The organism is Cupriavidus sp. CP313 (assembly GCF_054072015.1).
The window spans coordinates 75,021-98,931 of sequence record NZ_JBSVZB010000025.1 but is presented as its reverse complement, the minus strand read 5'-3'; the positions used below and the strand labels follow the sequence as shown (position 1 = coordinate 98,931).

21 protein-coding genes are annotated in these 23,911 nt (G+C 67.9%); 15 read left to right on the top strand and 6 right to left on the bottom strand.

Translation table 11 applies throughout. From position 1 onward, the window contains the following. Positions 1-703 precede the first annotated feature (703 nt). The 8 genes from ACW4E8_RS28805 (at position 704) to ACW4E8_RS28770 (ending at position 8,595) form a co-directional block, all read left to right on the top strand. Entirely contained in the window at positions 704-1,966 is a 1,263-nt protein-coding gene (locus ACW4E8_RS28805) for a hypothetical protein (protein WP_456807619.1), read from the top strand. A 188-nt stretch (positions 1,967-2,154) separates the two neighbouring features. Beyond that, positions 2,155-2,607, top strand: a complete 453-nt coding sequence (locus tag ACW4E8_RS28800; protein WP_456807618.1) for a hypothetical protein — start codon at positions 2,155-2,157, stop codon at positions 2,605-2,607. Next, a complete protein-coding gene (locus ACW4E8_RS28795) occupies positions 2,607-3,305 on the top strand; it encodes a C39 family peptidase (RefSeq protein WP_456807617.1) in 699 nt (232 codons plus the stop codon). The genes ACW4E8_RS28800 and ACW4E8_RS28795 overlap by 1 nt, the downstream gene beginning before the upstream one ends. A 10-nt stretch (positions 3,306-3,315) precedes the next feature. Beyond that, entirely contained in the window at positions 3,316-4,125 is an 810-nt protein-coding gene (locus tag ACW4E8_RS28790; protein ID WP_456807643.1) for a flagellin, read from the top strand. Positions 4,126-4,213: 88 nt separating this feature from the next. After that, positions 4,214-5,647: an acetate kinase gene (locus tag ACW4E8_RS28785; RefSeq protein WP_456807616.1), complete on the top strand. Its 1,434-nt coding sequence runs from the start codon at positions 4,214-4,216 to the stop codon at positions 5,645-5,647. A 196-nt stretch (positions 5,648-5,843) separates the two neighbouring features. Next, the gene (locus ACW4E8_RS28780; RefSeq protein ID WP_456807615.1) at positions 5,844-6,356 is read left to right on the top strand and encodes a DUF1269 domain-containing protein; all 513 of its coding nucleotides are present in this window, start codon (positions 5,844-5,846) and stop codon (positions 6,354-6,356) included. A gap of 273 nt (positions 6,357-6,629) precedes the next feature. After that, positions 6,630-7,766, top strand: a complete 1,137-nt coding sequence (locus ACW4E8_RS28775) for an ABC transporter substrate-binding protein (protein ID WP_456807614.1) — start codon at positions 6,630-6,632, stop codon at positions 7,764-7,766. A gap of 37 nt (positions 7,767-7,803) precedes the next feature. Continuing rightward, complete coding sequence (locus ACW4E8_RS28770; RefSeq protein WP_456807613.1) at positions 7,804-8,595, top strand: SDR family oxidoreductase; 792 nt, start codon at positions 7,804-7,806, stop codon at positions 8,593-8,595. Between the two features lie 54 nt (positions 8,596-8,649). Here ACW4E8_RS28770 and ACW4E8_RS28765 read toward each other — a convergent pair whose 3' ends face one another. Then, a complete protein-coding gene (locus ACW4E8_RS28765) occupies positions 8,650-9,555 on the bottom strand; it encodes a LysR substrate-binding domain-containing protein (protein ID WP_456807612.1) in 906 nt (301 codons plus the stop codon). Positions 9,556-9,669: 114 nt separating this feature from the next. Here ACW4E8_RS28765 and ACW4E8_RS28760 point away from each other — a divergent pair, with 114 nt between their 5' ends. The 5 genes from ACW4E8_RS28760 (at position 9,670) to ACW4E8_RS28740 (ending at position 14,502) form a co-directional block, all read left to right on the top strand. Continuing rightward, positions 9,670-11,031: an acyclic terpene utilization AtuA family protein gene (locus tag ACW4E8_RS28760; RefSeq protein ID WP_456807611.1), complete on the top strand. Its 1,362-nt coding sequence runs from the start codon at positions 9,670-9,672 to the stop codon at positions 11,029-11,031. Between the two features lie 12 nt (positions 11,032-11,043). Beyond that, positions 11,044-11,397, top strand: coding sequence for an AtuA-related protein (locus tag ACW4E8_RS28755; protein WP_456807610.1), 354 nt, complete (start codon positions 11,044-11,046; stop codon positions 11,395-11,397). 42 nt (positions 11,398-11,439) lie between these two features. Then, positions 11,440-12,405 carry a Bug family tripartite tricarboxylate transporter substrate binding protein gene (locus ACW4E8_RS28750; RefSeq protein WP_456807609.1) on the top strand — a complete coding sequence of 322 codons (966 nt, stop codon included), beginning with the start codon at positions 11,440-11,442 and terminating at the stop codon, positions 12,403-12,405. 189 nt (positions 12,406-12,594) lie between these two features. Continuing rightward, complete coding sequence (locus ACW4E8_RS28745; RefSeq protein WP_456807608.1) at positions 12,595-13,641, top strand: MBL fold metallo-hydrolase; 1,047 nt, start codon at positions 12,595-12,597, stop codon at positions 13,639-13,641. 96 nt (positions 13,642-13,737) lie between these two features. Next, positions 13,738-14,502 carry an NADPH-dependent F420 reductase gene (locus ACW4E8_RS28740; RefSeq protein ID WP_456807607.1) on the top strand — a complete coding sequence of 255 codons (765 nt, stop codon included), beginning with the start codon at positions 13,738-13,740 and terminating at the stop codon, positions 14,500-14,502. 25 nt (positions 14,503-14,527) lie between these two features. Here the strand turns inward: ACW4E8_RS28740 and ACW4E8_RS28735 are convergent, their stop codons facing one another. Next, positions 14,528-14,917: a GNAT family N-acetyltransferase gene (locus ACW4E8_RS28735; RefSeq protein WP_010814084.1), complete on the bottom strand. Its 390-nt coding sequence runs from the start codon at positions 14,915-14,917 to the stop codon at positions 14,528-14,530. Positions 14,918-15,103: 186 nt separating this feature from the next. Between ACW4E8_RS28735 and ACW4E8_RS28730 the strand changes: the two genes are divergently transcribed. Further along, positions 15,104-16,591: an AMP nucleosidase gene (locus tag ACW4E8_RS28730; protein ID WP_011616336.1), complete on the top strand. Its 1,488-nt coding sequence runs from the start codon at positions 15,104-15,106 to the stop codon at positions 16,589-16,591. A 77-nt stretch (positions 16,592-16,668) separates the two neighbouring features. Here the strand turns inward: ACW4E8_RS28730 and ACW4E8_RS28725 are convergent, their stop codons facing one another. Beyond that, complete coding sequence (locus tag ACW4E8_RS28725; RefSeq protein ID WP_456807606.1) at positions 16,669-17,316, bottom strand: OmpW/AlkL family protein; 648 nt, start codon at positions 17,314-17,316, stop codon at positions 16,669-16,671. A 342-nt stretch (positions 17,317-17,658) separates the two neighbouring features. Next, on the bottom strand, positions 17,659-19,356 hold the full coding sequence (gene leuA / locus ACW4E8_RS28720) for a 2-isopropylmalate synthase (RefSeq protein WP_456807605.1): 1,698 nt from the start codon (positions 19,354-19,356) through the stop codon (positions 17,659-17,661). A 644-nt stretch (positions 19,357-20,000) separates the two neighbouring features. Between leuA and ACW4E8_RS28715 the strand changes: the two genes are divergently transcribed. Beyond that, positions 20,001-21,317 (top strand): hypothetical protein, encoded by a 1,317-nt coding sequence (locus ACW4E8_RS28715; protein ID WP_456807604.1) that lies wholly within the window; start codon positions 20,001-20,003, stop codon positions 21,315-21,317. Between the two features lie 387 nt (positions 21,318-21,704). Here ACW4E8_RS28715 and ACW4E8_RS28710 read toward each other — a convergent pair whose 3' ends face one another. Together ACW4E8_RS28710 and feoB are read right to left on the bottom strand one after the other, a co-directional pair. Further along, on the bottom strand, positions 21,705-22,025 hold the full coding sequence (locus ACW4E8_RS28710) for a DUF6587 family protein (RefSeq protein ID WP_456807603.1): 321 nt from the start codon (positions 22,023-22,025) through the stop codon (positions 21,705-21,707). A 14-nt stretch (positions 22,026-22,039) separates the two neighbouring features. Then, a complete protein-coding gene (gene feoB, locus ACW4E8_RS28705) occupies positions 22,040-23,896 on the bottom strand; it encodes a ferrous iron transport protein B (RefSeq protein WP_456807602.1) in 1,857 nt (618 codons plus the stop codon). Positions 23,897-23,911 lie beyond the last annotated feature (15 nt).

The following is a 23,911-nucleotide window of genomic DNA, read 5'->3' as shown; positions in this document are numbered from 1 at the left end:
AGAGATGACAAGTCTGTAATGCCTCTAATGTACTTTAAATCAGACATAGAGCCTAGCATGGATAGCCGCAGTGGCGCTTGCGGGACAACGCCGCCGGCGCAGTGTTGCAGCGACGCATCCCGTTTCCGCCAAGGTTCCTTGGCCGATTGCGCCGTGCGGGTGAAGTCGGTTCGGCGCCGCTGCATGCATTGCAGGGGCGGACAACGCCGGTGCGGTGGAGCGGGTTTAGGCCGGGCGGCGAGAACATGACATCGGGGCGCCGCTGCAGCAATGTGGGATGCCCCGCACGGGCGGCGGTGACGGCACCCTCGGTGTCGTGTTTCAGTCCCGATACGTAAGGCCGCGCCTCGGGAAAATCGTGAGCGCCCGCATAAAGCACTGAAAACTAAGGCGTTTTCCGACCACTCCGGCCCCCCCCCAGGTGGGCTGGGAGTGGCCGTGTCACAGCCGTGTGACATGTCGCTTGCCGTGCACAGCGGCGACGGCAGCGATGATCACGCAAAGCTGCGGAAAGTTCCCGCCAGAGTGCCGGGCAGGCCTTGTAATACAAGGAGTTGGCGCCGCAGGTGGCGAAGCTGGCACCGATTATGCGCAGGGGGAGTCTGGTTTGGCAGGGTGCCGGACCTGAACCTCCAGCCGTCGTTCCGGACTTGAGCGCCGGCCGGAGGCTGAGCCGCTGTAAAAATCTCCTGGGAGCTTACTTATGAACAAGACTCTACTTGCATCCGCTGCGGTCCTCGCCTTCGGACTCAGCGGGCTCGCGATGGCGAACCCATGCGGTGACAGTGACAAATCATGCAACCAGAAGGCCAATGGCAGCAATTCGCTGACTGCCTCGGCGAGTTCCACCCAGAGCGGCAACTCCGGACCAACCGCGAACGAAGTTTCCAGCCACTCGAAGGTTTTCCAGAATTCCTTTAACACCAGCAAGGCAATTGCCATCAGCAAGCTGGAGGGCGCCGTCACCAATATCCGAATTCATGACATTGGCAACACCGTGAAGAACTGGGGCGATGCCAATGGTGGTAGCGGTGGCAAGGGCGGTGCCGGTTATGGCGGCAGAGGCGTAGGCGGAAACGGCGGCAACGGCGGTAACGGCGGCAGCGGCGGCAGCGCCACTAATGGCAGCGCAACCGCGGGCGCAGCCTCCAATGGCGGCTCCTGGGCCGGCGATGGCGGCAACGGCGGCAACGGCACGGGTAAGGGCGGCGGCGCCCTCAGCGCCAGCGTAGGCGTGGGCGGCTATGGTGGAAGCGCCAAGGGTATCGGCGGCGATCCGTATGCCAACAGCTACGCGTCGAAGGGCGGTGCGGGCGGCGGCGCTGCCAGCGCGGCCGGCGGTTCGCTTGGCGCCAGCGTCGGCGTGGGTGGCGGCACGAGTGCGACTGGCGGCAGCGCCAATGGCGGCGGTAACGACACTAGTGGCTCCACCACCGCAGGTGCGGGTGGCGCAGGCACCGGCGGTGCAGTCAGTACCGCTGGCGGCACCTCTGGTGCAACTGGTGGCACGGGCGGTAACAGCACTGCTGCCGCCGCTGCAGGCAACGGCGGCGCAGGCTCGGGCACAGGCGGTGCTGGCGGCGCGGGCACAGGCGGTACCTCGGTCGCAGCCGGCGGCGCAGGCACGGGTACCGGTGGCGCGGGAGGTGCTGGCGGCAGCGCGAGCAACGGCGGTTCCTCGACCTCTGCCAGCAATGGTAGCGCAACGGCTGGCAACGGCGCGGTTGGCGCAACCGGCGGTACCGGCGGCGTTGGCAATGGCGGTACCGGCAACGGTGCGGTTGGCGGTGCGGGTGGTGCGGGTGGCTCGAACACCCTGAATGCCGGCACTTTCGATATGCACAACGCCATGACTGGCACCGCCCAGAATGCAGCCGGCGTGATGGTCATCAGCCAGAACAGCGGCTTGGCCTCGCTGGTGCAACAGGCGGTCACCGTTCAGGCCAACCTGACCGTCGGCAAGTAAGCCAGGCGCGCCTGCAACGCGAGGCGGGAGGATGGCCCGCTTCGCGCCGCGCTGGCGCCACCGCTTCGAGCCGAAAGAGGGACATCGCGCAGCGTGCGCCGCGCGATGTCCGCTTGACGGACGTCCAGCCGTCTCTGATCACGCTCGCAGGATGGGAAGGGCGGCCAGAGACCAAAGGAGGCAATACCATGCGATCGGTCAGAACCGCTGTCGGGGCTGTGTCGACAGCAATCCTGCTTTGGCCAGGCTTGCAGGCCTTGGCCGAACCGCAACCCTCCGGCCCCCCCGCTGCGCCGGTTGCGTCCAACGCCGGAATCGCCGCGCCGACCAGCGCGACGGCACCGGACCTTGCTCCTGCAACAGGAGCGCTATCCAGTCAGCGCGGCGCTTTGGCCGGTTTCGGCAAGCCCGTCGCCAGCGACAAACTGGGAGAGATTCGAGGCGGCGCTGAAGTGGTGGTCAGCGACATGCGCCTGCATGGCACGGTCGCGGACAATGCCGCGACCAATACGCTGTCCGGCAGCAATATCGTGAATGGGGGTGCTTTCAGCAATGCCGCGGGCATACCGACCGCGATCCAGAATTCCGGCTCCAACGTGCTGATCCAGAACGCGACCATCGTCAACGTCCAGTTCAAGTGATGAAGATGCTTCGACGACTGCTGGGGGCCGTACCGTTTGTCCTGGCCTTGGCCGGGTTGTCGCCAGCCTTGGCCGACCAGGCCATCATCTACGGGCCCGTCGGCGAGTACTACAACGTACCGGTAACCAGCCTGCGCGAGGCACGCTTCAAGACCACGATCCGTCAGCAATACGATTTCAGCTGCGGTTCAGCCGCGGTGGCCACGCTGCTCTCTTACCAGTATGGCCATCCGATGAACGAGGCCACGGTGTTCCAGAACATGTACCTCAATGGCGACCAGGCCAAGATCCGCGCCGAGGGGTTCTCGCTGCTGGACATGAAGCAGTTCCTGGCCGCACTGGGCTACACGGCCGACGGCTTTGAACTGCCGCTTTCCAAGCTGGAGGAAACACAGGTTCCGGCCATCGTGCTGATCGTCGAAAACGGCTACCACCATTTCGTGGTGGTCAAGGGCGTGCGCGGCGACCGCGTGCTGATCGGCGATCCAGCGCGCGGCACGCGCTCCATTTCCCGTGAGCATTTCGAGCGCATCTGGGACAGCCAGTTGCTGTTCGTGATCCACAACCGCACCGAGCGCGCGCGCTTCAACCTTGCGGCCGACTGGCGCGTGGCGCCAATGGGCCCCTACTGGATGGGAGTCAACCGGGACAGCCTGTTCTTCACGGTCATGCCCAAGCATGGCCCAAGCGATTTTTGAGGAACCCATTATGGTTCAGACATCCGCCAAGACGCTGGCCCCCTGCCGAAGCAGGGCAGCGGGACCGGCGACCGCGGTTGTGCTGCTGGGGGCGGGCATGGCATGTGCCAGCGCCGCGCAAGCCAGCGAACAGCCGTTGCCCGATGCGCTCGACGCGGCTGCGCTGCCCACACAGGCGACAACACCCGCTCACGAGTCAATGCAAGACAAAGCACTGGCTGCCGTCACGCGCGGCAGCATGGCCGGCTGGAAACCGGTCTCGGAAGAACGCCTGGACAAGGAGCGCGGCGGCTTCGAAACCGGCGGGCTGCAGGTTTCGTTCGGTATCGAACGCGCGGTGTATGTGAACGGTGCCTTGGTGGTGGCAACGAGCATTACCATCCCGGATGTGGCGCGGATTACGACGGACCAGGCCACCAAGCTGGCCGCGACACTGGGGCCGGCCATTCTCGCCAACACGCAGGCCGGCAGCAATGGCACCAGCAGTAGCGCCAGCAGCACAGGCGCCTCTGCCTCCGCCAGCGGTACGCCAGGCGCGGCGGGTGCGTCCGGCTTGCCGGCGACCGTGGTTGCCACGCCCACCGGCCAGGTCGTGACCAACGGGCTGCTGGCCGTGATCCAGAATGGGCCGGGCAACGCGGCGGCGGTGGGCAATATGGCAGGCACGCCGATGACCGTCATCCAGAACACATTGAACGACCAGAGCATCCGGAGCCTGATGACAATCGACGCAAGCGTGAATACGTTACAGGCATTCCGGTCACAGGTGGCCAACGCAACGCTGAACAACGCGTTGCTGCAAGCCGCCAGCATGAGATAGAGGAGTCGTTGCCAAAGTAAAGGAGAGAGGCGCCGGAGGAAGCGGGTGCCTGCAAAACCAGTCTGCCGTCCCGGGGGAGGAAGACGTCATGAAAATGCGATCGATGCAGGGCATCCGCAACGCCGGGTGCTCGACGTTGCTGGTGCTTGGGGGGCTGGCACAGGCCCAGACCCCGCCCGACGCGGAGCCATCCGCCGCAAGGCTGGAGGCGTTGCAGAACCAGCTGGCCGGGCAGGCCAGCGAGCTCGATGCCATGAAGCGTGCGCTCGCCGAGCAGCAAGCAGTGATCCGCGAGCTGCGCAGCGTGATCGGGGCTGACGTGCTGGCCAGGAAGCGCGGCGGCGCAGGCCCGGGCGTGACGCCATCGGACAGTGCCACCAATGCCGCTGCCGCGGCGGCCGGTGCCAGCGCTGCGCAAGGCGTGCCCAACCCCGCTGTCGTGTCGCAAGCGGTCCAAGGCGACCAGCCGACGCAAACGGTGGCGCAGCCGCAGCAGGGCGAGTCGGCGAGCCCGCAGACCCTGGCTGCCGACGAGCCGGTGGGCAAGCCGCCCGAGCGCGAGACGCGCCCGCCCGAGATCGCGCCGATCACCGAGCAGCCTGGGGTGCTGACCGGCGAGGGCAAGCTCGTGGTCGAACCCGGCTTCCAGTATGGCTACTCCTCGGGCAACCGAGTGGCGCTGGTGGGCTACACGATCATCCCGGCTCTCCTGATCGGCCTGATCGATGTGCGTGAGGTCAAGACCTCCACCTACCTGGCATCGGTCGCCCTGCGCTATGGCATCACTAAGCGCCTGGAGATCGAAGCCAAGGTGCCCTACGTGCACAGCTCCGGCTCCACCGTCAGCCGCGAGATCTTCACCGGCACAGCTGTCGACAGGGCATTCAATGCCAGCGGCAGCGGGATTGGCGACGTGGAAGCCACGGTGCGCTACCAGCTCAACTACGGCAGCGAGAAGATGCCGTACTTCATCGGCTGGCTGCGCTACAAGTCCAATACCGGCAAGGATCCGTTCGAAGTGGTCACCGACTGCGTAACGCGCTGCGTGGGCAATGCCACCGGCACCGGGCTGCCGCTGGGCCTGCCGACAGGCACCGGCTTCCAGTCCATCCAGCCTGGTATCACCTGGCTGCTGCCGACCGATCCGGCGGTGTTCTTCGGCACTTTCAGCTACCTGCACAACTTCGCGCGCGACAACGTGAGCCGCACCGTGCTGAATGGCGAAAAGGAATCCCTGGGCAAGATCGCGCCGGGGGACATCTTCGAGTTCAGTTTCGGCATGGGCCTGGCGCTGAACGAGCGCGCCTCGTTCAGTATCGGCTATGACCAGAGCATCATCTGGCCGACCAAGCAGAACGGCCAGACCGTGCCGGGTTCGGTGCGCGTGACGCAGGGCACCCTGCTGGTGGGCTACTCGTACCGCTTCAGCAACCGCTACACGCTGAACCTGTCGGTGGGCGCGGGGCTGACGCGCGATACGCCCGACCTGCAGGTGAATGTGCGCCTGCCGATCACTTTCTGACGCGCTTTCCTGCGCCGCGTTTCTGCGCATTTCCGCACGCGTGCGCATCACATCCGCGGCCAGGGTGCGCAGGCACGGAAACGCGCCTTGCGCTGGCCCCTTGAACGGCGTACAAAGAAATAACCCCGCGCCGCCAGCGGTACTTTCTGACCAGGTTCAAACTCACCGGTGGTGCGGCCTGAAAAAGGAGAGAGACATGCGCAAACGCATCTTCTGGTTGTTGCCCGACCTGGCGAGTGCCCGACGCACCATGGACGACCTGCTGCTTGCCCGCCTCGAGAACCGCCGCATCCACTTTGTGGCGCGCGACGGCTCCGACATGACGGGCCTGCATGAAGCCAACCTGTTCCAGACCTCCGACATCGTGCATGCCGCCGAGATGGGCCTGATGGTGGGCGGCGGCGTGGGCGTCGTGGCCGGCGTGGTGGTGGCGATGTTCCCGATCGTCAGCGACACCCCGCAGTGGGGCCTCGTCGGCGTGCTGGCGGTGCTGGGCGCGGTGTTTGGCGCATGGGCCTCAAGCATGATCGGCAGCTCGGCACCCAACAGCCGGCTGCGTGCCTTCGAGATGGACATCGAGGCCGGCAAGATCCTGCTGATGGTCGACGTTCCGCGCAGCCGTGTCGAGGAAATCGAAACCCTGCTCGCGAACGCGCATCCGGAAGCCAGCTTTGCCGGGTTGGACCCGGCTGTGCCGGCTTTCCCCTGAGCCGTCGGCTTATCGCCGCTGGTTGTCGTTCAGCGCTGTCGCATCTCTTTCCGCGCGCCCTTGCGGCGCGCCCTGACGCGCATCCTTTCGCGCGCCCCGGCTCACACCGGAACTGCCTGCGCGGTTCCGGTGTGATGCTGCTGCAACACTCCGATCTTTCCCGGTTTGCCCCCATGAGACGCATGCGGTAACTTGCGTGACGGCACACGGCCGTGCATGCCGTGCCGCAATAAAACGATGAAGTCAGCCGGACAGGCGCAGGGGGTCGAGACAATGAAAGCGAAATGGATCGCGTGCGGCATGCTGGCCGCCACGCTGGGATGGGCCGCGCAGACGGCCCTGGCGGAACCGGGCGTGACCCGCAACACCATCCGCATCGGCCAGTCGGCCGGCGTCACCGGTCCGGTGGCCGGTTCGGTCAAGGAGCAGATCGCCGGCGCGCAGGTGTACCTGCGCACCATCAACGCCAGCGGCGGCGTGGCCGGGCGGCGCATCGAGCTGGTGACCCACGATGACGGCTTCGATGCCAAGCGCACGCCCGACAATGTGCGCAAGCTGCTCGACGAGGACAAGGTGTTCGCGCTCTTCATGGTGCGCGGCACGCCGCAGAACGAAAGCATCCTGCCCATCATCGCCGCACAGAAGGTGCCGCTGGTGGCGCCGCTGACCGGCGCCATCACGCTGCACCGGCCGGTGAACCGCTACGTGTTCAACGTGCGCGCCAAGTACCAGGACGAGGTGGCGCGTGCGATCAACCACCTGGCCACATCGGGCATGAGCCGCATCGGCATCTTCTACGCCAACGACGGCTTTGGCCGGGACGTGCTCGAAGGCTACAGCACCGCGTTGCAGGCGCGCGGCGTGCAGCCGGCGGCGACGGCAAGCTTTGCCCGGCCCATGGGCGATATCACCCAGAGCGTGGCCGCCATGAACAAGGCCAACCCGCAGGCGGTATTGGTGATCGGCTCGGGCTCCGAGGCGGCGCGCATCATCCGCGAGCTGCGCCGCGCCGGCAGCGAGGCACAGTTCGTCACGCTGTCCAACAATGCGGCCGATTCCTTTATCCGTGAACTGGGCGACGATGCGCGCGGGCTGATCATCACGCAGGTGGTGCCGGGCACCAACTCCAGCCAGATGACGCTGGCCAGCGAATACCGCAGCCTGGCCAAGCAGCAGGGCGTGGAGCCGTCCAACGCCGGCATGGAGGGCTTCATGTCGGCCAAGGTGCTGGTCGAAGGGCTGCGCCGCGCCGGCCCCGACCTGACGCGCGAGCGCCTGGTCACGGCGCTGGAAGGCATGCGCGACTACGACCTTGGCGGCATCCTGATCAGCTACAGCGCCGAGCGCCATACCGGCTCGTCGTTCGTGGAAATGTCGATCGTCTCGTCCACCGGCAAGCTGATCCGCTGAAGCCCGCGGGCAGGGGGGCTGCGGTATAGTCCCCCGCATGGCTACTACTACCCCCTCCCCCGATTCCCGTACCCCGTTCTCGCTGCACGGCCGCGTGGCGTTGGTGACCGGCGGCGCGCAGGGCCTGGGCCTGGCGATTGCCGCCGGGCTGGCCGATGCCGGGGCCCATGTGCTGGTGGTGGCGCGCAATGCGCAGCGCGTGCAAGAGGCCGTCGCCGCGCTGGCCGCGCGCGGCGGCAGCGCCGAGGCGCTGGTGCTCGATATCACCGATGAAGCCGCCGTGGCGGCCGCTTTCGACCGCATCGATGCCGCCCATGGCCGGCTCGATATCCTCGTCAACAACGCCGGCGCGCGCAACCGCAGCACCATGGCGCAGCTCGATGCCGGCGACCTGCGCGCCATGCTCGAGACCAACCTGGTGGCGCCCTACGCGCTGTGCCGGCTCGCCGCGCAGCGCATGCGCCGCGGCGACTACGGGCGCATCGTCAATGTGAGCTCGATCGCCGGCCAGGTCGCGCGCGCCGGCGACGTGCTCTACCCCGCCACCAAGGGCGCCCTGGATGCGCTCACGCGTGCCATGGCGGCCGACCTGGGGCGGCACGGCGTCACCGTCAACGCGATCGCCCCGGGCTACTTCGCCACCGAGCCCAACCAGGTCATGGTCGAGGACGAGAGCGTGGCCGAGTGGCTGCGCCAGCGCACCTCGCTGGGCCGCTGGGGCCAGCCAGAGGAAGTGGCGGGGGCGGTGGTATTCCTGGCGTCGCCGGCCGCGTCCTATGTCACCGGGCAGGTGCTGGCCGTCGACGGCGGCTATCTCGGGCACTTCTGAGGCGCTGCCGGCAGTAAAGCGTACCCAATTCTGCGTGCCGCTCTTGCCGGGTTTTCAGCGCCGCGCGGGCGGCTTGCCGCCGCGGTAGAACGCCTGCAGGCAGTCGATCATCGCGGCTGCCGCGGCCGAGTCGCCGCGGTCCTTGAGCCGCACCAGGCAGATATCGCGCACCAGCGACGGCAGCTGCAGCGGCCGGATCGCCAGCCCCTCGCGCCGGAACTGAAACAGCGCCAGCGACGGCACCGCGCTCACGCCCAGCCCCGCCTGCACCAGCGCCGCCACCGTCGCCAAGTGCTCCACCTCCATCACGCTGGTCAGGCGCAACGGATGCAGCGCGGCGTCCAGGTGCTGGCGCACGCTGGTCGTGCGCGACAGCTGGATAAACGGCAGGCCCGCCAGCATCTGCGGCGTGATGCGGCGCTTGCGCGCCAGCGGATGGTCCGCCGGGCACACCAGGTGGAAGGTGTCGCGCACCAGCGGCTCCACGCGCAGGTCTTCGTCCTGGGCCGGTGCCGGGGCCAGTGCAAAGTCGGCGCGGCCCTGGCGGACCAGTTCGATGCAGCCGTCGGCGAGCTGGTCGAACAGCTCCAGCACGATGCCCGGATAAAGCGCGCGGAACTGCGCCAGCAGCGGCGGCAAGTCGCCGGCGGCCAGCGACGGCAGCGCCGCGATCGACACGCGCCCCTTGCGCCGCTCGGCGTGCGCGCGCAGGTCCTCGAACGCGGTTTCGAAATCGGCCAGCAGCCGGCGCGCGGTCTGCTCGAAGCGCACGCCGTCGCTGCTCAGCTCCACGTGCCGCGTGGTGCGTTCGAACAGCCGGCTGCCGGCCTGTTCCTCCAGCGTCTGCACCAGCGCGCTGAAGGCCGACTGCGACAGGTGGCAGGCGCGCGCCGCGCGCGTGAAATTGCGGTAGGTGGCCAGCGCCACAAAGGCGCGCAGGTGCTTGACGGAGAGGTTCATGGGGCCTGGCGGATTTATCCAGCAAGTCGATAGATTAATCCAAATAATCCGTTTTTTGGCTGGACGCACCCGCCCTAGAATGGGATCGATCCCACCAACAACCTGCCCCCGACCATGACTGCTCCCTTGCTGATCGGCTCCGGCGCCGGCTTCTCCGGCGACCGCACCGATGCCGCGCTGCCGGTGGTGCGCACGCTGATTGCCTCCGGCCAGTCGGCCGCGCTGATCTTCGAGACCCTGGCCGAGCGCACGCTGGCGCTGGCGCAGCTGGCGCGGCGCAACGATCCCGCGCAGGGCTACGAGCCGCTGCTCGATGCGCTGCTGGTACCGGTGCTGGGCCTGTGCCTGCAACACCGCATTCCCATCGTCGGCAATTTCGGCGCCGCCAATCCGCGCGCCGCGGCGCGGCGCGTGCTGCAGCTGGCGAAGGATCTGGGTCTGCCCGCGCCGCGCGTTGCAGTCGTGGAGGGCGATGACCTGTCCGACGATGCGGGGCGCGCGCGCTTGCACGGCATTCTTGGCGATGCCTTCGACGCCGATCGCTTCGTCTGCGCCAACGCCTATATCGGCGCGCAAGGCATCGCCGAGGCGATCGCTGCCGGCGCCCAGGTGGTGGTGTGCGGGCGGGTGGCCGATCCGGCGCTGGCCGTGGGGCCGGCGATGGCGCACTTTGGCTGGTCGTGGGAAGACTGGGACCGCCTGGCCGCCGCCACCATGGCCGGCCACCTGCTGGAATGCGGGGCGCAGGTCACCGGCGGCTACTTTGCCGATCCCGGCATGAAGGACGTGCCCGACGTGCATGCGCTGGGCTTCCCGATCGCGCAGCTCGATGCCGACGGCGGCATCGAGATCTTCAAGGCCGCCAATACCGGCGGCTGCGTGGACTTGCGCACGGTCAAGGAACAGCTGCTGTATGAGGTCCACGATCCGGCCGCCTACCTGACGCCGGACGTGGTGGCCGACATCGGTGCCGTCACCGTGGCGCAGCCCGGCCCGGACCGGGTGGCGGTGCGCAATGTGCGCGGCCATCCCCGACCGGCGCAGCTCAAGGCCAATGTGTTCAGCCACGGCGGCTGGCTGGCCGAGGGCGAGATCTCGTACGCCGGCCCCAATGCCGCCGCCCGCGCGCGGCTGGCCGCCGACATCCTGCGCCGGCGCATGCAGCTGCTGGGCCATGACGCGCCCATCCGCTTCGACCTGATCGGCGTGCTCAGCGTGCTGGCGGACGATGGCGGCGCCATGTTCGCCCAGCGCCAGCCGCATGAGCAAGCGGCGCAGGACGTGCGCCTGCGCGCCGCGCTGGCGCACGACGACCTGGCGGTGGCGCAGGCCCTGCAGCGCGAGGTCAATGCGCTCTATACCTGCGGCCCGGCCGGCGGCGGCGGCGTGCGCACCGCGCAGCGCGCGCGCCTGAATGCCGTGTCGTGCCTGGTGCCGCGCGAGGCCGTGACGGCCACGCATACCTTCATCGCCTGAGGAGGTCCGACCATGACTGACACTGCTGCGCTCTACCAGTTCGCCCACGGCCGCACCGGCGACAAGGGCAACCGTTCCAACATCAGCGTGATCGCCTACGACGCGCGCGACTACGACCACCTGGTCGCGCACGTGACCGAGGACGCCGTGCGCGCACTGTTCCGCGAGCGCCGGCCCACGGCCGTCACGCGCTACCTGGTGCCGTCGCTGCAGGCGATGAACTTCGTCCTCGACGGCGTGCTCGATGGCGGCGTCAACGACGCGCTCAACCTCGACACGCACGGCAAGGCGCTGTCGTTCCGCCTGCTGCAGCTTGAGATCCCTGTGCCGCCGCGGCTCGCGTCCGGCACCGCGGCCAGCCACTGATCCATCGCTTCACACCGACAACGATTTCACCAGGAGACAACGATGTACCCATTTCTCAAGCCACTGGCTGTTGCCGCGCTTGCGCTGATCCTGCCCGCGGGGCAGGCCTGGGCCGAGTTCCCGGACAAGCCGATCCGCTTCGTGGTGCCGTTCGCCGCCGGCAGCGCCACTGACCAGCTGGCACGCGCCATCGGCCAGGCCATCACCGTGGACAGCAAGGCCACCGTGGTGGTCGACAACAAGCCGGGCGCCAATGGCTTCATCGCCGCGTCGGACGTGGCCAAGGCCGCGCCGGACGGCTACACCGTGCTGATCAGCACCAACACCACGCATGCGGCCAACGAGCACCTGTTCAAGAAGCTGCCCTACGACCCGGTCAAGGACTACGCGCCGATCACCGCGCTGGGCCGCGGCGGCCAGATCATGGTGGTCAACCCGCAGGTGCCGGCCAAGACCGTGGGCGAGTTCATCGCGCTGGCAAAGCAGCAGCCGGGCAAGCTCAGCTTCGGCAGCGGCAGCTCGTCGTCGCGCATTGCCGGCGAGCTGTTCCAGCAGATGGCGCATGTGGAGTTGCTGCACGTGCCGTACAAGAGCAACCCGCTGGCCATCACCGACCTGCTCGGCAACCAGATCCAGATGATGATCACCGACACGGCCACCGGCCTGCCGCAGGTCAAGAGCGGCAAGCTGCGCGCGCTGGGTGTATCGGGCAAGGTGCGCTCGCCGCTGGCGCCGGACGTGCCCACCATCGACGAAGCCGGCGTCAAGGGCTACGAGATGAGCTACTGGTTCGCGGCCTATGCGCCCGCCGGCACGCCGCAGCCGGTGGTGGCGAAGCTCAATGCGATGATGGTCAAGGCCGCGCGCGGCGATACCGCGGCCGGCTTCTACAAGTCGACCGGCACGGAGGTGTTCACCAGCACGCCCGCGGAGCTGGCGAAGTTCCAGTTGCAGGAGTCCGGCAAGTGGGGGCGCATCATCAAGGCGGCGAATATCCAGCCGGAGTGAACGCAGGGCAGCGCAAGCTCCCATGCATGGAAAACGGGGCCAAACGGCCCCGTTTTTTACGCAGAAGTAGGTACGCTTTGGTGCTTCCGGCCTTGATGGACAAGGGCCGGCTAAGATTAGGCCCTGGCCGCGCGCCTTGCGGCTCCGGCCTTCTCCTCGACAACACCAACCAAAACAGGATCACAGGATATGAAGCAGCAGTCCGTGGTGTGCCATGCAACCTTCCGGCCGGGCCAGCGCCCGGCGCTGCGCCGGGCCGTACTGGGTGCCGCCATCGCCGTCACCATGGGGGCCGCCGTGCTTCCCGCCATCGCCACTGCGCAGACCACCACGCCGCCGGCGCAGCAGAAGACCCAGGTGCCGGGCTACTACCGCATGATGGTCGGCAAGCTGGAGGTCACGGCGCTCTATGACGGCTACATCGACCTGGACCCGAAGATCCTCAAGTACACCAGCGCGCGCGAGGTGCAGAGCCTGCTGGCGCGGATGTTCGTCGAATCGACGCCGGGCATGCAGACCGCGGTCAACGCCTACCTGATCCATACCGGCAGCCACCTGGTGCTGGTCGATACGGGCGCGGCAGCCTGCTTCGGGCCCACCCTCGGGCGCATCGGCGAAAACCTGCGCGCGGCGGGCTACGCGCCGGAACAGATCGACACCGTGCTGCTGACCCACCTGCACGGCGACCACGCCTGCGGCCTGGCCACCAACGGCAAGGCGGCGTTCCCGAACGCAACCGTCCATGTGGACAAGGCCGATGCCGACTACTGGCTCAGCGAAGCCAATGCCGCCGCCGCGCCGAAGGAGGCGCAGGGCCTGTTCGCCATGGCGCGCGCCGCGGTCGCGCCATACCAGGCTGCGCAGCGCTTCCGACCCTTCAACGGCGGCGCCGGTGTCGAGCCCGTTCCCGGTGTGCGCGCGGTGCCGGCCAATGGCCATACTCCGGGCCACAGTGGCTACCTGTTCACCTCGGGCAAGGACAGCCTGCTGCTGTGGGGCGACATCATCCACAGCCATGCGGTGCAGTTCCGGCGCCCGCAGGTGGCGATCGAGTTTGACGTGGACAGCAACCAGGCCGTGATCACGCGCCAGCGCATCCTGGCCGATGCCGCCAAGGGCCGGCTGTGGGTGGGGGGCGCGCATATGCCCTTCCCGGGCCTTGGCCATGTGCGCCGCGATGCGGCCGGGTATGCGTGGGTGCCGGCCGAATTCGGGCCGATCCGCAACGACCGCTAGCCGCCCACGCAGGGACGGCGCTTTTCGCCTAGAGTCATCCCAGCGTCCCGTATGACGTACGGGGCCGATGGTTGTGTCCACTGCGGAGGATTTGCGATGAACGCCAATGCATCCCGCTTCGATCCTGCCCGCCGCCGCTGGCTTGGCGCCGGCGCCGCGGCCCTGGTGCTGGCCGTGCCCCTGCCGCGCGCCGTGCGCGCCCAGCCTGGCCCGGCGGCCAGCCGCGAGGCCGCCGCGCAGCGCATCGGCGTGATCGGCTCGGGCCGCATCGGCGGCACCGTGGGCGGGCTGTGGGTCAAGGCCGGACACCCGGTCCTGTTCTCGTCGCGGCACCCGGAGGCACTCAAGCCGCTGGTGGAAGAATTGGGTACGCTGGCGCGCGCCGGCACCGTGGCCGAGGCCATTGCGTTCTCTGACGTGCTGTTCCTGGCCACGCCCTACGGCGCGCTGCCACAGCTCAGCCGCGACCATGCCGATGCCTGGCGGGGCAAGATCGTGCTCGATGCCACCAACGCCTACGAGCACCGCGATGGCCCGATCACCGAGGAGGCCAGGCGTGACGGCATCGGCATCACCACTGCGCGCTACCTGCGCGGCGCGCGCGTGGTGCGGGCCTTCAACTTCATGGGGGCGGCACAGTTTGCCAGCGAGCATCACCGGGCGGGCGGCCTGGTGGCGGTGCCCATCGCCGGCGACGACAAGGCCGCGCTCGACGTGGCCGCGCAGCTGGTGCGCGATGCGGGATTCGAACCGGTGGTGGTGGGGCCGCTGGCGAGCGCGGATCGCTTCGCACCGGGCGGGCCGCTGTTCCGGCAGGTGGGTACGGCCGAGGAGTTCCGGCGCAAGATGGGCGCACGCTGACGCTGCGCCCGGGGGCGCTGGCGGATCAGGGCCGGCGCCGCTCCATTGCCACCATCGACGGCGTAAAGCCGAGCTGGCCGAAGAATGCGGCTTCGGAGGAACGCGCCGCGCGCAGCATCCAGGTGATGTCGGGGTCGTTGCCCACGATGTGCCGCACCAGGGCGCGGCCGATGCCGCGCCGGCGGTGGCTGGGCGCGACGGCAACCATCGACAGGAAGCCGTCGCAGACGTCGTCGCACAGCGCGCGGGCAAAGCCGACGATCTCGCCGTGCTCCACCGCCACGACCACCCGTTGGGAGTTGGCCACCAGCCGTGCGAATTTCTCCGGGCCGCCCACCCGGTGGGCCCAGCCGTTGGCGATCAGTAGTTGTCTGGCTGCCTCGATGTCGTCGGGCAACAGGTTACGGATTTCCATCGGCGGCTCTCCCAGTCAAGCGTGTACGGCCCCTCGCCGCCCCTGCCACTAGGGGCGCCGCGAGTCGAGAACGGCACGGGAACCCGTGCCGCGCAATTGGCGGAGTGTAGCGAGCGGGCGCGGGCGCGTCAATTTGGCTTCCGGCGGGGTCGGGTGCTGCTCACGCGGGCGCGCCGGCGCGGTATCATGGCCTCCATGAACGCCCCCGTCTTTTCCTCCGCTCATCCGGCCGACCAGCTTGCCGAGTTCACCGACGCGGATGCGGCGATCGCGCGCATCCGCGACATCTATGAAGCTTCGGTCGGCGCCGTGCGCGCGCGCTTCGATGCCTTCGCCAGCGGCAAGCCGCTGCCCTCGGCCGCGCATGCGTGCTATCCGTACCTGGGCATCTCGGTCAACATCGAGACCATGGTCACCGACAGCCGGCCGTCATGGGGCACGGTGGCCTACCCGGGCGTGTATGGCACCACCGTGACCCGCCCCGACCTGCTGGCGGACTACTACCGCGACCAGATCGAGCGGCTGATGCGCTATCACCGCGTGCCGGTGGTGGTGGGACTGAGCCGGCGCCCGATCCCGCTGCCGTTCGTGATCGAGGCTTCTACCACCGACATCAGCTACACCCAGGCGCGCGAGCTGGAGGCATCGTTCGTGCTGCCCGAGCTGAGCCGCATCGACGACGGCATCGCCAACGGCACCTATGAGCCGATTCCGGGCGAGGCTTGGCCGCTGTCGCTGTTCCCGGCCGAGCGCGTGGACCTGGCCCTGCAGCGGCTGTACCACTACACCGGCACGGCACCGCAGCATTTCCAGCGCTTCGTGCTGTTCACCAACTACCAGCGCTATGTCGACGAGTTTGTCGAGCTGGGCCGGGGCCTGATGGCCAGCAGCGACGGCGGCGGCTACACCCGCTTTGTCGAGCCCGGCGACGTGATGCAGGAACTGGGCGGCGCGGAGCCCGACGACGCCTCGCGCCCGCGCGCGCTGCCGCAGATGCCGGCCTATCACCTGGTGCGCGAAGACAAGCTGGGGGTGACGCTGGTCAATATCGGCGTGGGGCCGTCCAACGCCAAGACCATGACCGACCACCTGGCCGTGCTGCGCCCGCATTGCTGGCTGATGGTGGGCCACTGCGGCGGCCTGCGCCGCTCGCAGCAGCTGGGCGACTACGTGCTGGCGCACGCCTATGTGCGCGACGACCACGTGCTCGACCACGACCTGCCGCCGTGGGTGCCGGTGCCGCCGATCGCCGAGATCCAGGTGGCCCTGCAGGAGGCCGTGGCGCGCGTGACCGGGCTGTCCGGCAACGAGATGAAGACCCGCATGCGCACCGGCACGGTGGTCTCGACCGATGACCGCAACTGGGAGCTGAAGTCCAAGTCGCTGTATGCGCGCTTCAACCAGTCGCGCGCGATTGCGATCGATATGGAAAGCGCGGCGGTGGCGGCCAATGGCTTCCGGCTGCGCGTGCCGTATGGCACGTTGCTGTGCGTGTCAGACAAGCCGCTGCATGGCGAGCTCAAGCTGCGCGGCATGGCCAACGCGTTCTATCGCCAGCGCGTCAGCCAGCATATGACCATCGGGCTGGAGGCGATCCGCATCCTGCGTGAGAACGGGGTGGAGCAGCTGCATTCGCGCAAGCTGCGCAGCTTCGATGAGCCGGCGTTCCGGTAGGTCTGCACCCTCGCTCATCCGGAAAAGCAAAAGGCCGGCGCCTGATTGGCGCCGGCCTTTTGCATGGCACTGCAGGATCAGAAGCGATACCCCACACCCATGCTGAACAGCCACGGATCCAGGTTCACCTTGGATACCTTGACATCGCCGGCCTTCACATCGCTCGACAGCCAGATCTTCTTGATGTCGGCGTTCAGGAACCAGTTCTTGGTCAGCTTGTAGTCCATGCCGATCTGCAGCGCGGGACCGACGCTCCAGCTATCGAGCTGCAGCGAGTTGTTGGCGATGTCCGCGCCCCAGATACGGGTGAAGTTCAGGCCGGCGCCGACATACGGGCGGAAGGTGCCGTTGGGAATGAAGTGGTACTGCACCAGCAGCGTCGGCGGCAGATGCTTGAAGGTGCCGACCTTGTTGCCGTCCAGGTAGACGTCCTGCTTCTGCGGCACTGTCAGCACCAGTTCGGCGGCGATGTTCGGCGTGAAGAAGTAGGTGACGTCGAACTCGGGAATCCACTTGTTGTTGACCGTGATGCGGTCCGACGGGCCGACGCCGCCGACGGGGTCGGAGCTCTTGGCCATGTCGAGATAGGTGCCGCGCAGGCGCACCATCCAGTTGCCCTGTGCATCGTCCGCGGCGGCGGCAGCAGGGGTGGCGAAGGCGCCGAGCATGGCGCAGGCGGCGATGGCGGAACAGGTGACCCGGGTGCGAAGAGAGAGTGTTTTCATGAGGTTCTACTTGGTCTGGTATCAAATCCGGACCCAGTTTGGCCGAGCAGGCCGGGCTGGGCTTTGACCCAAAACAAGCAGAAGGGAACGGGGCTGGCTGCGTCGCGCAGGCGCTACAGCGAGGAAGGCGCCACGGTGCCAGCCGCGCCGTCGCTTCTAAACACATGCGGAATTATTCGTGGCGCGGTGCGATGCTGCCCCTTACGCTGTGCGAAAGATCCGAGCACGCAGGCAGCGTGTGCGGATCGGCACCGAGCATGTCGTGGGCGTCCGCAAGGGCGTCTTTCCGGGTGTGCCCCGTGGGGGCGGGGCACACCGGCTTTCTTGCCGCGGCTTGCGGTGTCAGGCCTCAGCGGCCTCTGCGGACTGCGGGGCCTGCGCCGCGCCAGAGCCGGCCTGCAGGTGCCGGTTCACGCCCGAGATCACCGCGCGCAGCGAGGCCGTGACCAGGTTGGCGTCGATGCCCGCGCCGAACCCTGTCGGCGAATCGCCCACACGCACTTCCACGTAGCAGGCCGCGCGCGCATCCGCGCCGGCGGTCATCGCATGCTCGTGGTAATCCATCACGCGTACCGGCAAGTCCAGCGCATTGACGAAGGCATCGATGGGCCCGTTGCCGGTGCCGCGCACGCTGCACGGCTTGCCGTCGCGCACCATCTGTACCTCGATCTCCGTGGCCCCGCCGCTGTCAGACACCAGCTGGTGCGATACATAGCGCAGCGGTGTCTGCTGCGCGAGGTACTCGCGCTGGAACAAACCATAAAGATCATCGGCACTCGCCTCGAGCCCGGTGTCGTCGGTCATGGCCTGCACCGCGCGGCTGAATTCGATCTGCAGGCGGCGCGGCATGTAGATGCCATGCACCTGCTCCAGCAGGTAGGCCATGCCGCCCTTGCCGGACTGGCTGTTGACGCGGATCACCGCGTCATAGCTGCGGCCCAGGTCGGCCGGGTCGATCGGCAGGTAGGGCACTTCCCAGATGCCGTCCGGCTGCTGCTGCGCAAAGCCCTTGCGGATCGCATCCTGGTGCGAGCCCGAGAACGCGGTGAACACCAGGTCGCCCACATACGGGTGGCGCGGATGCACCGGCAGCTGGTTGCAGTGCTCCACGCACTGGCGCACCGCGTCGATATCGGAGAAGTCCAGTTCGGGCGCCACGCCCTGCGTATAGAGGTTGAGCGCCAGCGTCACCAAGTCGACATTGCCGGTGCGCTCGCCGTTGCCGAACAGGCAACCTTCGACGCGGTCCGCGCCCGCCATCAGCGCCAGTTCCGCGGCGGCCACCGCGGTGCCGCGGTCGTTGTGCGGGTGCACTGACAGCGCGATGTGTTCGCGCCGTGCCAGGCGGCGGTGCATCCATTCGATCTGGTCGGCGAACACGTTGGGCGTGCTGCATTCAACCGTGGTTGGCAGGTTCAGGATCATCGGCCGGCCCGGGCCGGCCTGCCAGGCGGCAGAGACGGCGTCGCTGACTTCCAGCGAGAAGTCGAGCTCGGCCAGGCTGAAAGTCTCGGGCGAATACTCATAGGTCCATGCCGTCCCAGGCATGGCATCGGTCAGCGACTTGATCAGGCGCGTGCCCGAGACCGCGACCTCCTTGATCTCTTCACGCGAGGCGTTGAAGACGATGCGCCGCCATGCCGGCGCGATCGGGTTGTACAGGTGCACTGTGGCCCGCGCTGCGCCGCGCACGGACTCGACGGTGCGGCGGATCAGGTCTTCGCGCGATTGCGTCAGCACCACGATGTTGACGTCGTCGGGGACGCGCTGCTCTTCGATCAGCATGCGCACGAAGTCGAAATCGGTCTGCGAGGCCGCGGGGAACGCCACTTCGATTTCCTTCAGGCCGATCTTCACCAGCTGCTCGAAGAAGCGCAGCTTGCGTGCCGGGTTCATCGGCTCGATCAGGGCCTGGTTGCCGTCGCGCAGGTCAGTGCTCATCCAGCGCGGTGCGCGCGTGATGGTGCGGCCGGGCCAGCTGCGGTCAGGGATGTCGACGGTGGCGGCGGGCTGGTACTTGGTGGCGGGATTGCTGAGCATACGGGGTCTCCTTCCTCGCTAGTGGGCCAGGGAAAGTGAAAAAAGAAAAACGGAAAAAGGGTGGCGAAAGGCTGCCGAACTGCCACGGGGCACTAGGCCCGGCAACCGATCGATAGGCTTAGCAGTAGCGAGGAAGCGCGCAGGGCGCGGCCCGATGCCAGGGCAGCCAGCACGCGAGCGCGGGCAGCGATGCGGGACGCATCGGCAGCCTGGCTGAGTGTGCTGGTGTAACGGTTCATCGTGCCTGGAGGAGGAGGGCCGGGGGCCGCTCGTGGTTGGTGCGCATCCGGCAGGCGCCGGATGGCCTGCAAAGGTTAGTCGACAAGGCCGGCCCCGGTCAAGCGTGGGGGAGCGCCGGGTGCGGGCGTGGCCCGATCGGGGGACTGCCATGCGCGGGTTGCGCCAAACGGCTGGGCCCGGCTTTCGGGCGAAACCCTGCCGGTCATATTTGCCTCGCCCGAATGGCGGTGCCGCTGCGCTGAAAGGATGAACCACGCGCATGTTCTTTGCGCCGCACCTCAGTCCTCTGGCCGGTATTGCGCTGGCACCTTTGTGCCTAGGCTGGTAGCGCGGGAAAAAAACACATGACTGGGGGGAACATGATGAGACTGAGAACGTGGGCATCCTGGCTGGCAGGCTCTGCCATGACCTTGCTGTTGGCAGCGTGCGGCGGTGGCGGCGGCGGTTCGAGCACGCCCACCACGCCAAACGCAGGCGGCACCACGCCGCTGACCTATACGGTGAAGATGAGCGTGACCTCCGGCGAGGTCGGCGTCGGCCGCACTCTCACCATCAGCGCGCTGGCGGTGGACAGCAACGGCATCGACGTGTCCGGCAACACCACCTTCAACTGGACCAGTATCAACAGCGGCATTGCCACCGTGGAGCCGAGTGCCACCACGCCGGGCAGCGCCGTGGTCAAGGGCATTGCAACCGGGACGACCACCGTCCAGGTGGTGGCGAGCGTCAAGGGCGCCGACAACACGACGGTACAGCTGCCCGCGCAGTCCGCCACCATCACCGTGGTGCCGGCCTCGGCGCTGAGCTACAGCCTGTCGATCCCGAACAGCAGCCTGTCGATGAGCGACGGGCAGGCGCTGCCGGTCAAGGTATCGCTGGTCGACAGCAACGGCGCCGATGTGTCCGCCAGCGTCAACAGCTGGGCATGGTCCAGCAGCGGCACCGCGGTCCAGGTCACGGCCAGCCAGAACAGCGCCACGCTGAAGGCGAGCAACAGCTCACCCACCGCCGTGGCCACGGCCAGTGTCTCGGTGTCGGTGACCGCGCCGGACGGGCATGCCATTGCCGGGGTGATCGCGGTGACGGTGCAGAAGAACGGCGCCGCCGCCTATCGCGTGGTGACGACCAAGGGCGGCCGCGAGGTGAATGCGCTGCAGGTCTTCAGCAACCGTCCGGAAACCTTCACCTCGCGTGTGCTGCGCCACGATGGCCAGGACGTGACCGCGGAGTTCGACGGCGCCTGGACCTACACGGCGACCTCGGCCACGCTGTCCGCGTCGGAAGCGGCGGGTACGCATGACGCCACGGTCAGCACCAGCCTGGCCAACGACAAAGGTCCGGTCCAGAGCAGCCTGACGGTGACTGCTGTCAGCACCAAGCTGGGCGAGCGCCGCAGCGCCACGCTGACGGTGACCGAGAACCCGGTCTGGGCGCTGGTTGGCGACAACCAGGATCCGATGACGCTGCTGCTGATGCCGCCGACGACGGTCGAGGTGACCGCACGCATGAAGCACCTGGGCGATGATGCGCAGTACACCGCGTGCAACAACTGGGATTGGTCCAGCATCGGTCCGGTGACACTGAGCCCAAGCATGGTCATGCTGCCGAACCAGGTGCGCGCCACCGGCACCGCAGCTGGCGACTTCACCATTACCGCGACCTGCACTGCGGCTGCTGACAATACGCCGCTGAAGCTGGTCTTCTACGGTACGGTCAAGTAAGCCGCAGGTTGCCGCGCCTGGCGAACGCCCTCCATCCGGAGGGCGTTTTGCTTTGGGGCATACAAGCGGCCGTCGGGACGGATGCCGTCAAAGCGTACCCGTTTCTGCGTGACCGGCGCCAAGTGTTCCAGGCGCTGCCGGGGCCTGCCGACAAAGGCGTCCGGACAAGGCTGGGCCTGCCTTTGCGGGACGTCCCCGAGATGCGTGCCAAGCCGGCCAGCGCGCAAAGCGTACCCGTTTCTGCGTGCCACGGCGCAAGCCATTCCAGGCGGGTTTTATCGCCGCCAGAGCGTCAACAGGCGAGCGCAAAGCGCTGCTTCCGCGCCGGGCGGAAGCAGCGGGCGTACCCGTTTCTGCGTGGATCTGTTGAGGCGGAAAGCGCGCCGCTCAGCGCTTGCGCACGAAGCGAATCACCTGTTCGGCAGGCTTGTCCTGCGCGCCGGAGGTGGTGTTGGCGGTGTTGGATCCGCAGGTATTGCAGCCACCGTCGTCGCAGCCGCTGGCGCAGCCCGCGGCGGCTTGCGGGGCCAGCCAGCGCACCAGTCGGGCGCGCCAGCCGGCGGCGGCGGCGCTGCCGCCCAGGCGCGCGGCCAGCGCCGCCTTGACGCGCTCGCGCGTGCGCGGCGCGTAGCGCGCGATCACCGACACCGCGCACGCCAGCACGATCAGCGGGACCAGCAGCGTTTCGATGGCGTGGTAGAGGGTCATGGCGGCGTGGTGCCTCAGCTGAACATCAGCGCGACGCGGTAGGTCACGAAGGCCGCCAGGTAGGCCAGGCCGGTCAGGTAGGCCGCCGACAGCGCCATCACCTTCCACGAGTCGGTCTCGCGCCGGATCACTGCCAGCGTGGAGATGCACTGCGGTGCGAACACGTACCAGGCCAGCAGCGACAGCGCCGTGGCCAAGGACCATTGCGCCGCGATCATCGGCGCCAGCTGCGTGGCCACGGTCTCTTCACTGCCCGACAGCGCATAGACGGTTGCCAGCGCGCCCACGGCCACCTCGCGCGCGGCCAGGCCCGGCACCAGCGCGATGCAGATCTGCCAGTTGAAGCCCACCGGTGCGAACACCTTCTGCAGCGCATGGCCGATCATGCCGGCAAAGCTGTAGTCGATGGCCGGCGCGGTCGCGCCCACGGGCGCGGATGGGAAGGTCGACAAGAACCACAGCAGCACCGTCAGCGTCAGGATCACCTTGCCCACCCGCGACAGGAAGATGCGGGCACGCTCCCACAGGCCGATCGCCACATCGCGCGGATTGGGAATGCGGTACGACGGCAGCTCCATCAGCAGCGGATGGTCGGTGCGGTCGCGGCGGAAGAACTTGAGCGCGTAGGCCACCACCAGCGCGCTGACGATGCCCGCCACGTACAGCGCGAACAGCACCAGCCCCTGCAGGTTGAACAGGCCCAGCACGGTGCGCTCGGGGATGAAGGCGCCGATCAGCAGCGCATACACTGGCAGCCGTGCCGAGCAGGTCATCAGCGGCGCCACCAGGATGGTGGTGAGCCGGTCGCGCGGATCCTGGATGGTACGCGTGGCCATGATGCCGGGGATGGCGCAGGCAAAGCTGGACAGCAGCGGGATGAACGAGCGCCCCGACAGCCCCGCGCCCATCATCAGTCGGTCCAGCAGGAAGGCCGCGCGCGGCAGGTAGCCGGATTCCTCCAGCGTCAGGATGAACAGAAACAGGATCAGGATCTGCGGCAGGAACACCACCACGCTGCCCAGGCCCGCGACCAGGCCGTCGACCAGCAGGCTCTTGAGCATGCCGTCGGGCAGGTACGCGCCCAGCATCTCGCCGGCCCAGTGCACGCCGCCCTCGATGCCGTCCATCAGCGGTTCCGCCCAAGAGAACACCGCCTGGAACATCAGGAACAGCAGCACCGCCAGCAGCAGCAGGCCGATCACCGGATGCAGCACGATGCGGTCGATGCGGTCATCCAGCGCGGCGGTGCGCGCCGGCATGCTCACCGCGGCCGCCAGCAGGCGGTTGACCTCGGCGTGCACGTCAATGTCGTTGGCGGGTTCCGGGGTGGCCAGCGGGGCCGGCGGCAGGGTGTCGTCAAGCAGGCTGACCAGCGCCGCGGCGCCGTCGTGCTTCACCGCCACGGTGCTGACCACCGGCACGCCGAGCGCGGCCGACAGCTTGTCGCGGTCGATCTGGATGCCGCGCCGCGCGGCGGCGTCGCTCATATTGAGCACCACCACCATCGGCAGGCCCAGGCGGCGCAGTTCCAGCACGAATCGCAGGTGCAGGCGCAGGTTGGTCGCATCGACCACCGACACCAGCAGGTCCGGGCGCTGCTCGCCGGCGCGCATGCCCAGGCAGACATCGCGCGTGATGGCTTCATCGAGGCTGGCCGCGTGCAGGCTGTAGGCGCCCGGCAGGTCCAGGATGCGCACCTGGCGCCCGGCCGGCGACACAAAGTGGCCTTCCTTGCGCTCGACGGTCACGCCCGCATAGTTGGCCACCTTCTGGCGGCTGCCGGTCAGGCGGTTGAACAGTGCGGTCTTGCCGCAATTGGGATTGCCGACCAGCGCAATGCGCAGGGCCGAAGTGGAAGGAGCTGCAGACATAATCCGGGGGAAGGC